The sequence below is a fragment of the Nostoc sp. NZL genome, from assembly GCF_015714705.1.
Lineage (GTDB): Bacteria > Cyanobacteriota > Cyanobacteriia > Cyanobacteriales > Nostocaceae > Nostoc > Nostoc foliaceum_A.
Genome location: NZ_WBKL01000194.1, coordinates 62923 through 80172, shown reverse-complemented (window position 1 = coordinate 80172; position 17250 = coordinate 62923). Strand labels below are relative to the sequence as shown.

Below are 17250 nucleotides of genomic sequence, written 5' to 3'. Positions count from 1 at the left end.
TGAGTCTCTGACTCAATTCTGACTCAATTTATTCTGCGATCGCTCCATCCAGTCCACTAAGAGATGCAGTTTTTGTATTCTCACTAGCTGATTCTTTTGGAGTCGCCTTTAAACGTGTTGCTGTGCTTTTGCGGATGCGATCGCTTTTGCGAACAGCACCCGCCATTTCATATTCACGGCTATCTTTGCCGTATTTAAAAGCAACCCCAATGAGCATTTTTTCAGTTAGGTCACTTAAATTTTTGTCCAATTCATCCATCTCAGTTCTAGAAGAGTCAATCACGGCTAGAGCAGTATTATAAGCATTTATCTTTGTACGGTATTGCTCAATTAGTTGTGTCATGCTTTCCAAGTTACGCCCATCCCCAAAATCCATAGTAGGATCAATGGCTTTAAGTCCCGCCGTTCTTAATTCAGCTTTTTCTAAAACGCGATATGTACGTTTTTGACTAGGCATAAATGTATCCCTTTCATACTGCTTTAGAGCCAGTTTGCCTTATTAAAGCTGTATCTTAGCTCAGTGAAGTCCTCATAAATTAGTATCCGAAGTGATGTAAATATCAGTAATTGTCGCAAAAATAATGATTTTGTTGATGAACAGGATGATTTTGTTGATGAACAGAATGATTTTGTTGATGAACAGGATGATTTTGTTGATGAACAGGATGATTTTGTTGATGAACAGAATGATTTTGTTGATGAACAGAATGATTTTGTTGATGAACAGGATGATTTTGTTGATGAACAGGATGATTTTGTTGATGAACAGAATGATTTTGTTGATGAACAGGATGATTTTATGCTTGCCTCGTTCCCAGTCTCCAACTGGGAATGCGATCAACTTGGCTCTGCCTCCCGTCAAAGCAGGATACAGACTTTACGTGAGGTACACCCACACTCATAGGGGCACGGCATTGCCGTGCCCCTACACCTCGTGATGTAATTTTGTACTATAAAACTCGCTATAATCGCATTTTTCAGTTACAAAAGAAAACTGTTGTAAGTGCGATCGCTTAGAAACTAAACCAAATAACTTTACAGTCTAAAGTGATACAAAAGTTATAGCTTGGCAACGTCTAAAACAGTAAGAATCATTGACGAGCCAAGTATATACACAATAAAATTATTGTAGTAGAACCTCACGATAGAGTTAATTAAAATCATTTTCCCAGAGAATAATAGACAAGCAATATTAAAGATACTTTGGACAAAAAAAATGAACGCCAAAATTATTGCTTTCTTGGGGATTACGGCAGCCTTTGCAAACTTAGGAAGCCAAGTCTACGCACAGTTACCAGCATCAAGCTCAAATCCAGGGCAATACAGATTAACTGGTGATTCTTTAGTTGGAATTGATCATAGAACTGCCCAAGATGACTTTAGAAGCTTTTTTGAGCAAACTAATCCAGCAAGCATTTCCAACAATAATAGAAGAGACAATAAAACTCCAGTCAGAATACAGTTTAACGAATCATTATCACAGCCCGACACTTCTGTTTTCTTAACACCGGCTCAGTCTGGAAGTGACAATGATGGATTGCAAGTACAGTTGGATCTGGGGAGAGAATAATCGGGTATAAAGTTCTCGTTTACGCAAGGTACACCCGTAGGGGCACGGCAGTGCCGTGCCCCTACACCTCCTAAATAATTAATTACTAATTCGTAATTCGTAATGACGCTCCTGCGTCGCTAACGTAATTCGTAATTAAGAGGGTACAAGGCAAGTTAATACAACGGCGGTTTTTGCTGCTCATCCTACGTCCCCTACGATCAAAAAGTTTTGCATCTTACTAAATCGGCTTTCCTGAGTCGGTAATTCTGCAATCATTTTGCAGTAGAATTAATCGTCTAGATAAGAGGAGGGCTTTTAGATGACTCGTGTCATCATTGTGCGCCACGGTCAAAGCGGTTATAACACCGAGCGGCGTATTCAGGGACGCACTGATGCGTCAACATTAACCGAGAAAGGTCGTAACGATGCCAGTAAAGTTGGCAAAGCCCTCAGCAATATCTTATTTAATGCTATTTACAGCAGTCCTCTGCAACGAGCGAAACACACAGCAGATATTATTCATAGTGAATTAGCTACTAATCCTGAACAATCTGCTGTAATCCAAGTTTCTGATTTGCTGCTAGAAATCGACTTACCCTTATGGGAAGCATTACTGACTGCTGAAGTCAAGCAGAAATTTGCCGAAGACTACCGCACTTGGCATCAACGCCCCGATGAACTGCGGATGCTGCTAAATGATGCAGAGGGAACAAGAGAACATTTTCCCGTTCTTGCTTTATACGAACAAGCACGGGAGTTTTGGCAAGAAACTTTGTCTCACCATCAAGGCGAAACTATTCTTATAGTGGGACATAACGGAATTAATCGCGCCCTCATTAGCACAGCCTTGGGAATTCCTCCAAGTCGCTATCATTCAATACAGCAATCTAACTGTGGCATCACCGTACTAAATTTTGCTGGGGGATTGGGCGAACCAGTTCAACTAGAATCCTTAAATCAGACGCAACACACTGGGGAAAGTCTACCCTCATTGCGACCCGATCATCAAGGAATACGGTTATTACTAGTGCGTCACGGCGAAACCGAATGGAATCGCCAAACTAGGTTTCAAGGGCAAATTGATGTCCCCCTCAACGACAACGGTAGACAACAGTCGCAAAAAGCAGGCGAATTTCTTCAACAGGTAGCGATTGATTTTGCTGTTAGTAGCCCAATGCTGCGCCCTAAAGAAACAGCAGAGATTATCCTAAAACAACATCCTAATGTAAAGTTAGACTTGCAAGATGGTCTAAGAGAAATCAGCCACGGACTCTGGGAAGGAAAATTAGAAACTGAAATAGAGCAAGAATTTCCAGGAGAGTTGCAGCGCTGGCGGTTAGTACCAGCCGAAGTGCAAATGCCTGAAGGCGAAAATTTGCAAGAGGTTTGGGAACGTAGCGTTGTAGCTTGGCAATCAATTGTACAAACCGCATCCACTAATCAATTCAAAACTGTATTAGTAGTAGCTCACGACGCAACTAATAAAACCTTACTTTGTCACATTCTGGGTTTATCGCTAGAAAATTTCTGGAATTTCCGCCAGGGTAATGGCGCAGTCAGCGTTATCGACTACCCTTCTGGAATCGATGGTTTACCAGTATTGCAAGCGATGAACATCACCGCTCACTTCGGTGGAGGCGTACTAGATAAAACAGCAGCAGGGGCATTGTAATGGAGTAGAGACGCGATTAATCGCGTCTGTACAGGAGTTAGGAATAAAGTTAGGAGTGAAAAATTATGAGTGATGAATAAAGTTAGAAGTGATGGGCGAGGAACAAATAACTCATAACTCCTAACTCATAACTCCTAATTTATAACCCCTAACTCATAACTAAAAAACTTTATGACTGAACTGCTGCAAAAAGTACGGGTGATTGACCCAGTTTCGGAAATTGATGAACTCTTTGATGTGCTGATTGCTGATGGTTTTATCCAAGCAGTGGCTTCGCACATTGCTGATATCAGTCCCGATACTCAAATCAGAGATTGTCAGGGATTAGTTCTCGGGCCTGGGTTAGTGGATTTGTACAGCCACTCCGGTGAACCAGGATTTGAAGAACGGGAAACCCTTTTGTCTTTCTTACAAGCTGCTGCTGCTGGCGGCTTTACCAGAGTTAGCATTTTACCCGATACATCCCCAGTTATTGATAACCCTGCAATTTTGGCACAGTTGCACCAGAGGAGAGAGGGACAAGGGGGACAAGGGGGACAAAGGGGCAATTTTTCTCCCCCCTTGCTGAATATTTGGGGTGCTATCACCCTAGATATTGCTGGGAAGCAAATGACGGAATTGGCAGATTTGGCATCTGCTGGAGTTGTTGGTTTTAGCGATGGTGAGCCACTGGAGAATTTGGCGCTAGTGGGGCGAGTGTTAGAATATGTCCAGCCGTTGGGTAAACCAGTAGCATTTTGGCCTAGCGATCGCCAATTAACAGCAAATGGTGTAATGAGAGAAGGGCCAGATGCTCTGCGTTTCGGTTTACCCCCAATACCCGCCAGTGCAGAAACTAGTGCGATCGCAGCTCTGTTAGAATTGGTTGCAGCCATCGGTACACCAGTCCACATTATGCGCGTCTCTACATCTCGCAGCGTGGAACTAATCGCCTCAGCCAAAGCTGCTGGTTTACCCATCACCGCCAGTACCACCTGGATGCACCTTTTACTTGATACAAAAGCAGTTAAGAGTTATAACACTAGCTTGCATTTAGACCCGCCTTTAGGAAATCCCAGTGATGTAGCGGCGTTGCGTGCAGGAGTGCGTGCAGGTGTGATAGATGCGATCGCTATTGATCACACACCCTACAGCTACGAAGAAAAAGTCCAAGCCTTTGCCGAAGCACCAGCCGGGGCAATTGGTTTAGAGTTAGCATTACCTTTGCTGTGGCAATATCTTGTTGAAACTGAGGAATTTACAGCTTTAGAATTATGGCGAGCATTGAGTACTAGTCCAGCAGAATGTTTGGGGCAAAAACTCAGTGCGATCTTACCTCATCAACCAGCAGAACTCACTTTATTTGATCCCCAGCAAACCTGGAAAGTTGAACGAAAAAGTCTTTACACACTTTCCCAAAATACACCTTGGTTAGGACAACAGTTAAAGGGTCAGGTTGTGCAAACTTGGCGTTGAAAAATGTAAAACAATTTGTATTTAATTATCTATCAGACAGCTTCGACTACCGCAACAGCGATCGCTCGTATAGCACAATACGCTTGGGTTAAGGCTTAACTCTTTGTCAAACAAAGTCAATTTTTTAACGAACCACAAAGGACGCAAAGTGCGCAAAGGAAGAGAAGAAAGAGAAAAAAGGGAAGAAAGAAATGCTTAACTGAACTGTATTGTCTTATAGCATTGTGACAGCAATTTTATTTTGCCGAATGTATGTGCAAATGCCTCTGCCATTTGGGAACGGCGGGAATTATGCATACAAACAAACACCACTTTTTTCATAATTCCTCCCCCTCTGTTTGTTCTATCTGAGTCACCAGAGGCGGCTTTTGCCTCTGGTAATACTTTGCAGTAGGTTTACTCTAAGCACAACACGGCTTATTAACAGCCTTAACTACCCCAGCCGAATTAACTGTAGTCACCAAATTCTTTTCTGGCGCTGTATCTTCCACCTTCACCACAAAAACTTCCCAACGGTTCCCATCTGGATCTGTTACCCAAACTTTGTCTTGCAAAGCATAGCAACAATCAGTGTTGCCCTCGGTAAATAATGCTAGTCCTGCCTCCGTAAACCTTTGGATAGCAGATTCTACTTCTTCCGTACTTTCAACTTGTACACCTAAATGAGACAATGCACCACCAGCCTGGACACTAGAAGCCAGATTTAATGTTAAATTTAACGCTGGGCTAGGAATATCAAACTTAGCGTAGTCATCTTTATACTTCACAGGTTCCACGCCAAACATTGCCCGATAAAATGTCACAGACTTTTCAATGTCAGTAACATTCAAAGCCACATGAGTCTTCAGCAGTGCCATAATTTTGCTCCTTGTAAGTTTATTAATATTATTCCTAATTACGAATTACGAATTACGAATTACGAATTACAACGTGGATCTCGCAATGTTGCCTTTTCCGGTTCTCGTGGGAACCAGGCGGCGGTTCGCTTACAAACCTCAACCAGCATCAACATTACTGGGACTTCGATTAAAACACCTACCACTGTAGCAAGTGCAGCACCAGAATTTAAGCCAAACAGCATTACTGCTGTAGCGATCGCAACTTCAAAGTGATTGCTAGCTCCAATTAATGCTGCGGGTGCGGCATCCTCATAAGATATATTCAGCTTTAAGGCTGCCACATAACTAATCAAAAAAATAAAATTAGTTTGGATGAATAGTGGCACGGCAATTAACAAGATGTGCAAGGGATTCCTAACAATCAATTCACCCTTAAACGCAAACAGCAAAATCAAAGTAATCAGCAGGGCGGTAATAGCAATTGGACTGAGATACTTGATAAATCTCCGTTCAAACCAGTCTTTACCTTTGTATTTGAAAATCCAATAACGGCTATACATTCCTGCCACTAATGGCAAGCCGACATAAATCAGTACTGACAAAACAATTGTTTGCCACGGCACTATTAAATCATTGGCTGCCAATAACCACCTGCCTAAAGGTGCATACAAAAACAGCATCATCAGAGAATTAACTGCCACCATCACCAAAGTGTGTCCCTGATTGCCATAGGAAAGATAACCCCACAGCAACACCATTGCAGTACAAGGAGCAATTCCCAGTAAAATCGTACCAGCAATGTAGGAATTAGCGATCGCTACTTCGTCACCACGAATTAATTCTGTTCCCGCAATTAACGGACGGAACAACCAACCTAAGAAAAACTGGGCAAATACCACCATCGTGAATGGTTTAATCAACCAATTCACCACCAAAGTGAGAATAACTGGTTTTGGGGCACGGATAGCATTTGCAGCTTGAGTAAAATCTATTTTCACCATGATGGGATACATCATGAAAAACAGACATACTGCAATGGGAATTGACACTTGATAGATACTCAACGCATCCAGCGTCACCGCCACCTGTGGAAATAATCTTCCTAGAGCAATTCCCGCCAAGATGCACAGAAACACCCAAACGGTGAGGTATCTTTCAAAAAAACTGAGATTACTCCCTGCTTGCACTGGGGCTGTATTCACTTGCGGATTCCTACTCATGGATTTAAGCCTGAAATTAAAAGCTAATTATTGGAGACAAGGAAGAATAACCAATGCCCTAATCTCCATCTCCAGCTTTCCAGGCGTTCGGCTTTGCCGTCCCGGAGGGAATCGCTTTGCTGGGTTCGGGATCGGGTAGCTTCAGAGAAATCAATGCTGCTGCTAGTACAAAAAACATGGATGTCCACAGACAACCAACTAAACCGAAAAACTGATATATCAAACCTGATAAGACAGTACCTATCAAGCGACCACCAGAGTTTGCCATGTAATAAAAACCAACGTTCAGCGCTACCTTGTCGTCATCAGTAAACGCCAGCACTAGATAAGAGTGAACTGCTGAGTTGAAGGCAAACACTACACCAAAGATCAGGAGTCCGCCAACGATCGCAATATTTGCAGGTATACCTATTTGGAGAGCAAGAGCGATCGCAGCTGGAACTACTGTTAGAGTAAACGTCCAAAACTGGATGGTCTTTGATTCCGGTGGACGGCCAGAACCAAATCGTTGAATCAGTGTTGGCGCTAGGAACTGAACAAGTCCGTAGCCAATTACCCAACAAGCTAAGAATCCACCAACCTGATAGAACGACCAACCTAAAATCTCCCGTAAGAATACTGGTAATGCCACAACAAACCAGACATCCCGCGAACCAAATAAAAAGAATCGAGCAGCCGAAAGAATATTGATTTCTTGGCTCTTAGAAAAGAGTTGGCTAAACTTGACTTTCTTCTTAATTTTGCCCATCCCTTTAGGCAACAGTAGCCCCGTGAACATAATCAAGAACAGTCCCCCTGCCATAATCCACAGGGAATTGACGAAGCCAACCGAAGCCAGGAGGGCGCTACCGACAAAGAAGCCTACTCCTTTAAGGGCATTCTTGGAACCCGTTAGAACTGCTACCCACTTAAACAAAGACGACTGCGCATCTTGGGGAACTACCAACCGAATAGCGCTCTTAGAACTCATCTTGGTTAAGTCTTTGGCAATCCCAGAAAATGCCTGTGCCACCATCACATAACCGACTGCAATCCACTGCGCCCAATCTGGATTGAGCCATGAAAGCATCACCATTGAGAAAACCTGTAGCCCGATACCAGTGTAAAGGGTAACTTTTAGCCCTAACTGAGAACCAATCCAACCACCTAAAAAGTTTGTAATAACTCCAAAGACTTCATAGAACAAGAATAAAGAAGCGATTTGTAATGGGGTATAGCCAATGTTGTTAAAGTAGAGCAACACCAGCATTCGCAAGGCACCATCAGTAATAGTGAAACCCCAATAGGCAAGGGTCACGAGGATATAGTTTTTGAAATTGGCGCTAGAAGCTGTGGTAGAAGCCATGAGGAGATGAGGGAGTGGGGAGTGGGGAGCAGGGAGCAGGGAGTAGGGAGCAGGGAGCAGGGAGTGGGGAGCAGAGAAGAGTTTTCCCCTCTGCCCCCCGCACCCTGCCCCTCTGCCTCTTTCCCATGCTCAATCACCTTTAATGTTTAAGACTCAGAGCTACTTTCCGGGCGAGTTCAACCATCCGGTTGGCATAGCCCCATTCGTTGTCATACCAAGCGAGTATTTTCACTTGCGTCTCGTTTACCACCATTGTGGAGAGGGCATCAATGATGGAAGATCGAGGATCGTCTTTGTAGTCGATAGATACTAAAGGACGTTCTTCATAGCCCAAAATTCCTTTGAGCGGTGCTTGCTCTGAAGCTGCTTTTAGTAAGCTATTAATTTCTTCTACTGTGGTGGGTCGCACAACTTCAAACACGCAGTCTGTCAAAGAAGCATTGAGCAATGGCACCCGTACTGCCAAACCATTGAGTTTGCCGTTGAGTTCGGGATAAATTAACCCGATCGCAGTTGCCGATCCAGTGGTAGTAGGAATCAAAGATAAACTGGTAGCTCTTGCGCGGCGCAGATCCTTGTGAGGGGCATCCACAATGGTCTGAGTATTGGTGTTGTCATGGATTGTGGTAATAATTCCATGTTTAATGCCCAAGCCTTCATGGATCACCTTCACAACTGGAGCCAAACAGTTAGTAGTACAAGAAGCCGCAGTTAACAGATGATGTTTTTCTGGCTCATAAAGTTGGTCATTAACCCCCATGACAATATTCAAGGCTTCTTCCTTCACCGGAGCAGCCACAATTACTTTCTGTACTCCCCGTTTAAAATACGGATCTAGAGTGGCAGGAGTCCTAAACTTGCCGGAGCATTCCAGCACGAGATCAACGCCTAACTCTTCCCAAGGGACTTCACCCGGTTGAGAATGTTCACTAAAGCTGAGGGGTGTGCCATCAATGAGAATGCGATCATCGCTTTGTGCTTCTACTTCCGGTGCCCAACGCCCGTGAACAGAATCAAATTTGAGCAAATGAGCAGCTGTTACTGCCCCGCCTTTAATCTCATTGATATGGACAAACTCAAGCTCTGACCAACCCCAAGCAGCCCGCAAAGCTAGCCGTCCAATTCTGCCAAATCCGTTGATGCCAACACGTACTCTCATCAGTTTTCCTAAGTTTATTTAAATCAACAAAATCTGAGTTTGTGAATGCATCCTCAATTAATGGGTAGCACCAAATTTATTCAATAGTATGTTTGTAGTAAGGACTTTAGTCCTTAATTTTTTAAGCACTAAAGTGCTTACTACGAACTTATCAAAACTTTCTTTTACATCAGTATTTTTGAGTTAAACCACTATTTTTGTGGTGTTTTCAACAAATCACTAATTTGGAAGTTTATCTGCTCTTTGCCTGCAAATACTGTTCCTTCTTTACCAGCTTGAAAGTGTTTTTCTGCCAGTTCATAGGCTTCACTAGGTAAAGGCACATACCCAACCGAACTAGTTGTTATTGGAGCGTACTTTAGGTAATAATCTACAAATTCTTTGAGTTCTGGCTGATTTTGTAAAGACTGAGCATTAACATAAATCAACAAAGGTCGAGCTAATGGCTGATATTCAGCTTTTTCAACAGTTTCAGTTGATGGCAATACTGCTCCTTTACCGCTATCAATTGCAAGAGGTTTTAACCGACTTTTGTTGTCTTCATAATAAGCAAGCCCGAAATAACCCAAGGCATTAGGATCTGTGCCAACTCCACGCACTAGAGCAAGATCATCTTCACTGGAGATGTAGTCAGTGCGGCTGGCTCTAGTTTTACCAACAATAGCTTCTGTGAAGTAATCAAAAGTACCAGACTGACCACCTGCACCATACAAGTTAATTGGTTTATCGGGCCAAGACGATCGCACTTGGTTCCAACGAGTGATTTTTCCTTGGGCATTTGGCTCCCAAAGCTTTTTCAATTCGGCTACAGTAATATCTTTTGCCCAAGTATTTTCGGAATTTACGGCAACAGTCAGCGCGTCAAAGGCAACGGGAAGCTCGATAAACTTGACACCATTTTTGTTGCAAGCTTCTATCTCTGCTTTCAGGATAGGACGCGAGGCGTTGCTGATGTCTGTCTGTTTACTACAGAACTTTTTAAACCCGGCGCTAGTACCGGAAAAGCTAACTACAACCCGTCCCTTGTACTGTTGCTTGTTCTGTTGAAACTGGTTAGCGATCGCCTCTGCGATCGGATACACTGTGCTAGAACCATCAATCTTAATTGTCGTTACCTTTGTCGAATTACTGACTTCCGTAACCTTTGGCAACGACTGAGTTTGAGTAGATGAATTAGGTGTGGCTGTGCAGCTGGTGGCAAAAGCCAACACTCCAAATAAGAGAGCCAATTTCTTTGCTATTGCGTTCATTGACCTCACCGTTAGGGGTAATTTTGAAAGTATGTTTATATCATTTCAAAAAAACTTGATGTGTCAATATAAAGCATAGCACTATACATAAAAATTCATCAAAAAAACTTGATGCATTAAATAAATTAATTCAGCACAAACGGAATCAGTCCTAGTTGACACTTCTAGGGCTTGAAGCTGTAAGATTCTGGTTTCAATGAATTAACTTATCTAAACTCTTTCTTAATCACAGCAGGAACGGGCAGATGAAATTATAGAATTATGGCTAAAATCTGCCAGATATTCCTCTAAAACACTAAATTGGGACAGATTCAAACTGTAATAAATCCAACGTCCTTCCTGACGGGAGTTAACTAAGCCGGCTTCCTTGAGGGTTTTCAGGTGAAAAGATAGTTTCGATTGATTTACCCCCAAGGCTTCGCACAAATCACATACACATAATTCTCGCTGTCGGAGCAATTCCAGCACACTAATCCTGAGTGGATCAGAAAGGGCGTGAAAGCCAGCAGCAATTATATGAGGAATGGTAGCTGAGGAGGTGAGCATCAATTACAGTTCGATAAGGGTATGTTAACTCTATTGTGAACTAGAAACTATAGCTTTAGGTGCGTAGCCGTAAGGCTTGTCGTCAGACATCGCACCTAAAGCAACAAAAATGTGAACTGATAAGTCAGCAACGACGGATGTCATTATAGTGCTTGCGCGATCGCACTCATCAATAAAACCTCAGCCGAAATTGAAAAAACAATTCCCCCCTGATGCAAAGAGTGGGGAGATATTGATACAACCTGATATTGTGCTAAAAATCTTCGATATTTTCAAATTGAGAATATATAAAGTTAAATATTTGCATTCTTTGAGATATTATTCCCGGATATGAAAAAATACTAATTACTGCAAAATTAACAATGCTGGCAATCATAATTTCATGACTCGACAACCCCATGACCAATTTGCCAAGGAATATCTAGAAGAGTTGTTAACCTCTTTAGGTAAAGTAGAAACTAGCAAAGATGTTAAAAGCGAAGTTCGTGAGATAGATGTTTGGTTTGTCCCCAATACGTCTCCATCTAATACATCAGAATTAGGTTTATTGGCAAAAATGGCTGCAACTAGTTGTCTATTTGAACCGTTCCGTAATGCTCCTAGTGAAGTGGAAATTAGGAGTTGTTTATTAAAGTTATATACGGTTCATGGAGATTTATTACGACAAGCAAAACGGGAAAAACGGTCTTTGTCAGAGGGAGAATTGCCATGTTTATGGATTTTAACCCCTTCTTGTTCTCCTAGAATGCTGAACGGATTTGGGGGGAAAATTCAAGAGTCAGAGAATTGGGTTGAGGGGGTTTATTTTCTGCCAGAATTGTTGAAAGGAGCGATCGTAGCTATTAATCAGTTACCTGTTATTGAAGATACCCTATGGCTAAGGGTTTTGGGGAAGGGAAGGACGCAAAAACAGGCGGTAGAAGAGTTGGTTCAACTGTCAGAAGAAAGTTCTAAATGGGATCAATTGCTGGAGATTTTAGCTTCTTGGCGCAAAAATATAGAGGTGAAAGATAATGTAAGTGATGAGGATAGGGAGTTGATTATGAACTTATCACCAGCTTATCTTAAGCAACGGGAAGAATGGCGACAAGAAGGAGAGGTGACATTGCTACTTCGCTTACTCCGGCGACGCTTTGGGGAAATTGCTCCTGATTTAGAGCAGAGAATTACCAGTTTATCGATTCCCCAGTTGGAGGCGTTGGTGGATGCCCAGTTAGATTTCTCTAATTTAGATGATTTAGTAACCTGGTTGTCAGCACAAAGTTAATTTCAATAGATAAGTGATCAGGATAGGGAGTTGATATGAACACGATCATGTTTTGAATCATTTTGAAGCGGTTTTTCAGCAGTTGTCCAAGATGTAGATCCCCCAACTCTCCTTAAAAAGGGGGTTTCATTCCCCTATTTTGTAAGCAGGGCTAGGGAGGATCTAATACTTCTATCCCCCTCCATTACCAAATCACACTGTTGTAAAATTACTGAGCCCAATAGTTCCAGTGAATCCTGTCACCTCAATGATGGCATCAGTAGCCTGATTAAACCCTGCTGTTGCATCATTAATAGCAACAAAGGTACGACTACCAAAGGTGAATTGAGCAGCAAAGTTTGCTCCAAAATTAGCGGTAGTTAACTTGGCTGCAATGCCTGCTATATCAAGTGTTGCAACAGATCCCGCATTAGAAAATACGCTGCGTGCAGTGGAAACGAGGAATAAATCATTACCAGATTTAGCATTGAAATCAGTAATAACATCACAACTATTGAAGAGGGAATCAGCTAAGTTGCGGTAGTCAAAACGATCTGCGCCAGCACCCCCAGTTAGAGTATCTTTTCCAAGTCCCCCAGTTAGAGTATCTTTCCCTGTGTTAGCAACAGAGACATAGACAGTATTGTTACCAAAAGCAACAATATCAGCAGTACCATCGCCGTTTACATCTGCTACCTGACGTGGATTTTGATCAAAGGTATTCCAGTTGTCCGTGGGACTAATATTAGAAAGGGCTTGAAATTGTGTACTAAAAGTGCCATTAGCTTGACCAGAAGCCACATAGACAGTACCGCGATCAAATCCAACAATGTCAGCACGACCATCACCAGTTACATCTGCTACCTGACGTGGCAAGGCATTAAAGCTAGTCCATGCTTTTGAGTAAGTAAATTCAGTAGTGGCTGAAATCGCTGAATTAAATGTGCCTGTGTTGTCAGATTTAGCAAGAGCGACATAGACATTATTGTTACCAAAAGCAACAATATCAGCACGACCATCGCCGTTTACGTCTGCTAAAAGGCGTGGATTTTGATCAAAGTTAGTCCAGTTGTCCGTGGAACTAATGTTAGAAAGGGCTGGAAATGATAAACTAAAAGTGCCATTATCTTTACCAAGAGCCACGTAGATACCACCGTTACCAAACTCAACATAATCAGCACGACCATCGCCGTTGACATCTCCTATCTGCCGTGGATTTTGATTAAAACTGTATCCAGATGTAGCAAACTCCGTGCTGGCTACAATTGCAGAACCGAATGTGCCATTAGCTTGACCAAGAGCGACATAGAGAGTATGGTTACCAAACCCAATGATATCAGCACAACCATCGCCATTCACATCTGCTACCTGCCGTGGATTGCTATTGAAGCTACCTCCAAAAAAATTAGTGGAGGCAGTGGGAGTGTATCCTTTAAATGATTGAGCAAATGTGCCGTTAGTTTGTCCAATAGCCACATAGACATCATAGCCCGTAAATCCAACAATATCAGCACGACCATCACCGTTTACATCTGCTAACTGGTGTGGCATGGCATTAAAGCTAGTCCATGCTTTTGAGTAAGTAAATTCAGTACTGCCTTGAAGCGATGGATTAAATGCGACATCATAATCATCACCATATAAGGTATCGTTACCTGCACCACCATTGAGGGTGTTATTACCAGCGTTACTTGTAATGATGTTATTACCTGCATTCCCTGTACCGTTAATCGCGGCTATTCCTGTAAGGGTAAGGTTTTCGATGTTTGGCTGGTTGGCAAGACTAAACGTTACACTGGATTGAATTGTATCTGTACCTTCATTGGCATTTTCGGTAATGATATCGGCGGTTTGATAGACAACGTAGGTATCATTACCAACACTACCAAACATTAAAGCCCAGTAACCACCTGCTCTTAAAGTGTCATTGGAATCGGTTCCTTTGAAAACTTGATATATCCCCCCTCCATTAAAATTGATTTGTTCAATATCTGTGAGGATATCAGTACCATCTCTACTAGTTTGGGAGTCAGTAACCTGCACATCTCCATTGCTTAATAAAGAGATTTGATAATTAACAGAAGCTCCTGTGAAAACTACGATGTCATAATCATTACCACCATAAATGTTGTCATTTCCTGATCCGCCATAGATGGTGTCATTGCCAATATTGCCATTGATGGTGTCGTCATTATCACCACCATCTATATAGTCATTGTCTTCCCAGCCATCAATGATGTCATTTCCTGACCCGCCATAGATAGTGTCGTCTCCTCGAGAGCCAGAAATATTATCATTACCTGACTCACCATAGATAATGTCATTACCAAAACCACCATAGATGTTGTCATTGCCAGCACCACTAAACATTAAAGCTGAAAAAGAGTATACGTCTGCTGTTAAAGTATTATCTAAACCGTCTCCTTTGAAGACTTTATATGTTACCCCTCCAAAATTGATTCGTTCAATGTCTTTGAGGGTATCATTACCTTGAGAGTCCTTAACCTGCACATCTCCATTACTTAATAAAGAGATTTGATAATTAACAGCATACCCAGTGAAAACTGCGGTATCATCACCAGTGCCGCCATCAAGAGCATCATCACCAGTGCCACCATTAAGGGTGTCAATATCAGCACCCCCCATCAGAGTGTCATTACCATCACCACCATCAAGGATGTCATTACCAGCACCGCTATTGATATTGTCATCACCTCCCCAGCCAAATAGAACATCGTCATTACTATATCCTCTAATATCTTCATTTTTATCAACCACAACCGTTACTGGTACTAGCTTATATAACACTACGTCTGGTTTCGTCGGGTCTGTATATTCTTTAAACACATAACGCCGCAAATCCTCTGTGCGATCTCCATTGGAATCTTCATCCAGTAAAAAAATATATGGCGTTGTCTGATTATTGGCTTGCTGTAGTTGCCCATATCCTTGATGAAGAGCGACAGATCCGTTAAGTTCTGTGGCAATATTCACTTGGGTAATACTACTCAAGTTTAAAACCAGTTTGTCCTTGAGACTAGCAGGTAAAACAAGCGTATCTAGAAGAGTAAAATCTTTAATCACTACTGTTTGTTTCCAAAGTCCTGTAGTGACTTTTGGGGTAAAATCTTTGATTAATCCGAATATCTCGCTGATTACAGTTGAACCTAGTGATAATTTTGCCAGCCAAGCATTGTCCTTGATAAATTTTTCTGCACTAGTAGAAAAATTCTTGAATACATCTAGAGTAATTTTTCCGATTTTATCAACATGACCTGCTATTGAGGCGGCGTAAGAAGCATTGAATGATCCTCTACTCAACCCAACGTTGAATGTATCCACTCCAAGACCGCCGGTTAAATAGTGTGAATCTGTATCGGAAATTTCACCAGTAAACAGTTGATCATCTCCACTATAACCATCAAGTTGATCACTGCCTGTTCCACCATCTAAGTAGTCATTGCCTTCTTCACCAAAGAGATAATCATTGTCAGGTCCGCCGTACAGGTTATCATTACCAGATCCACCATATAGGGCATCATTGCCGGCTTCTTCATAGTCGCCACTATCTTCACCAAGTACATCATCGCCCTGTCCACCATATAGGGCATCATTACCCTTGAGACCCCAGAGCTTATCATCACCTGAGTCGCCATATAGGTTGTCATTGCCAACGTTATTGAACCATAAATAACCACTTCCAAAAATAACGTCGTTACCACCCAGTCCATGTACAGGTCCAAATGATTTTTTTACAGTGTCAAATATGTTCATTTTGTTAAAGTTGTTTACACCAAAATCATCATCATTTGAATCACCATACCAAGCTTGATTAGTGTATTGCCAATTCATCTCAATCTGAACAACCTGACCATCCAACGTTACAGTTGTAGTATCATCCTCAGCCTTCAAAACCGCTAACTGTTGCTGACTTATACTCTTCCCTTGCACCAACCTCGCAAAAATATCACCCTCATCCCCTGCTGCATCTGCTACATTAATTTTTGCATCAATAGAATGCCCAGTTTCCTCCAGCAATACCGCCACAATAGCATCAAGATTCTGAGCATTTTGGCTAATAAAATCAGCAGCTAAATAAATCTTGCCTGTAGCTATAGCAAAAGCACCATTTGCACCATTGAGATCATTTCGATTCACAATCTCGATAGTAGGAATAGTACTAAAATTCCCTTGAGAAAAACCATCAAATAATTGATTAGCTACTTCACTATCAAAATTATTACCAAACGCAGTCTGTAACTTCTCTGTATACCCTGTATCATTTCGGAAACTGCTGAGATAATAATAGGCATCGTTTCGGGCTACATTCACAATATCAAGCCATTCCTGTTGAATGGTGACATCAATTTCCAGATTGTTAGCGAAAATAATATTAGACATGATTGATCCCTGAATTTGGTATTTGGAAAATGCTTTGCAGTATCAATAGTTATGCAGATACTCCATTTGCCTTCTTTGTAAGGCTACGGTGTACACACATCTCTATACTGCAAAACATCATAAAATCGCCCTAAATCCCCCTTAAAAAAGGGAATTTTGAGAATTTTTTGCCCCCTTGTTAAGGCAGGGCTGTTTCATTTGAGAATTTGGTTGGATTCCTAAACCGATAGCAATCCTAAATTATTAGTGAAGATACAATTCAGCGTTATAGACGAGATATAGCATTGCTGCATCTCTGCAATATGAATGAATTTTCACAAATAATTTAGAATTGGTACATTTACTATAAACACCAACATCATATACTACCCATTGCTGAGTACAAGCCTGATAATCACTGACTTCTTATGGCTTTCTTATGACTTTCTTATGAGTTTTAACTGACTTTTACGGCTTCATCAACTATTACAGGCTTAACTCAGCTTGAACATAGATAAATATATATATATGATTCAGTGAAAAATCCGATGCAGCGAAAACTTTACATAAACTTGATAAAATATCA

The 17250-nt window shown here is 41.8% G+C and carries 13 protein-coding genes; 4 read left to right on the top strand and 9 right to left on the bottom strand.

Annotation, left to right across the window (positions count from 1 at the left end):
• Positions 1-28: 28 nt before the first annotated feature.
• Both F8R90_RS28600 and F8R90_RS28595 read right to left on the bottom strand, forming a co-directional pair.
• Complete coding sequence (locus F8R90_RS28600; RefSeq protein WP_196513449.1) at positions 29-457, bottom strand: hypothetical protein; 429 nt, start codon at positions 455-457, stop codon at positions 29-31.
• 72 nt (positions 458-529) lie between these two features.
• On the bottom strand, positions 530-841 hold the full coding sequence (locus tag F8R90_RS28595) for a hypothetical protein (protein ID WP_196513448.1): 312 nt from the start codon (positions 839-841) through the stop codon (positions 530-532).
• Between the two features lie 375 nt (positions 842-1216).
• Between F8R90_RS28595 and F8R90_RS28590 the strand changes: the two genes are divergently transcribed.
• From F8R90_RS28590 to F8R90_RS28580, 3 genes are all read left to right on the top strand, one after another.
• A complete protein-coding gene (locus tag F8R90_RS28590) occupies positions 1217-1570 on the top strand; it encodes a hypothetical protein (protein ID WP_196513447.1) in 354 nt (117 codons plus the stop codon).
• Between the two features lie 301 nt (positions 1571-1871).
• Positions 1872-3224, top strand: coding sequence for a histidine phosphatase family protein (locus F8R90_RS28585; protein ID WP_196513446.1), 1353 nt, complete (start codon positions 1872-1874; stop codon positions 3222-3224).
• Positions 3225-3395: 171 nt separating this feature from the next.
• Entirely contained in the window at positions 3396-4679 is a 1284-nt protein-coding gene (locus F8R90_RS28580) for a dihydroorotase (RefSeq protein WP_196513445.1), read from the top strand.
• Positions 4680-5080: 401 nt separating this feature from the next.
• Here F8R90_RS28580 and F8R90_RS28575 read toward each other — a convergent pair whose 3' ends face one another.
• From F8R90_RS28575 to F8R90_RS28550, 6 genes are all read right to left on the bottom strand, one after another.
• A complete protein-coding gene (locus F8R90_RS28575) occupies positions 5081-5536 on the bottom strand; it encodes an ArsI/CadI family heavy metal resistance metalloenzyme (protein ID WP_196513444.1) in 456 nt (151 codons plus the stop codon).
• A 59-nt stretch (positions 5537-5595) separates the two neighbouring features.
• Entirely contained in the window at positions 5596-6738 is a 1143-nt protein-coding gene (gene arsB / locus F8R90_RS28570) for an ACR3 family arsenite efflux transporter (protein ID WP_196513443.1), read from the bottom strand.
• Positions 6739-6796: 58 nt separating this feature from the next.
• Positions 6797-8083 carry an organoarsenical effux MFS transporter ArsJ gene (gene arsJ, locus F8R90_RS28565; protein WP_196513442.1) on the bottom strand — a complete coding sequence of 429 codons (1287 nt, stop codon included), beginning with the start codon at positions 8081-8083 and terminating at the stop codon, positions 6797-6799.
• Between the two features lie 139 nt (positions 8084-8222).
• Positions 8223-9242 carry an ArsJ-associated glyceraldehyde-3-phosphate dehydrogenase gene (locus F8R90_RS28560; protein WP_196512755.1) on the bottom strand — a complete coding sequence of 340 codons (1020 nt, stop codon included), beginning with the start codon at positions 9240-9242 and terminating at the stop codon, positions 8223-8225.
• 191 nt (positions 9243-9433) lie between these two features.
• Entirely contained in the window at positions 9434-10492 is a 1059-nt protein-coding gene (locus F8R90_RS28555; protein ID WP_196512756.1) for a PstS family phosphate ABC transporter substrate-binding protein, read from the bottom strand.
• A 222-nt stretch (positions 10493-10714) separates the two neighbouring features.
• Positions 10715-11038, bottom strand: a complete 324-nt coding sequence (locus tag F8R90_RS28550; RefSeq protein ID WP_196512757.1) for an ArsR/SmtB family transcription factor — start codon at positions 11036-11038, stop codon at positions 10715-10717.
• 382 nt (positions 11039-11420) lie between these two features.
• Here F8R90_RS28550 and F8R90_RS28545 point away from each other — a divergent pair, with 382 nt between their 5' ends.
• On the top strand, positions 11421-12305 hold the full coding sequence (locus F8R90_RS28545) for a DUF4351 domain-containing protein (RefSeq protein WP_196512758.1): 885 nt from the start codon (positions 11421-11423) through the stop codon (positions 12303-12305).
• A 192-nt stretch (positions 12306-12497) separates the two neighbouring features.
• Here F8R90_RS28545 and F8R90_RS28540 read toward each other — a convergent pair whose 3' ends face one another.
• Positions 12498-16685: an FG-GAP-like repeat-containing protein gene (locus F8R90_RS28540; RefSeq protein WP_196512759.1), complete on the bottom strand. Its 4188-nt coding sequence runs from the start codon at positions 16683-16685 to the stop codon at positions 12498-12500.
• Positions 16686-17250: the final 565 nt, after the last annotated feature.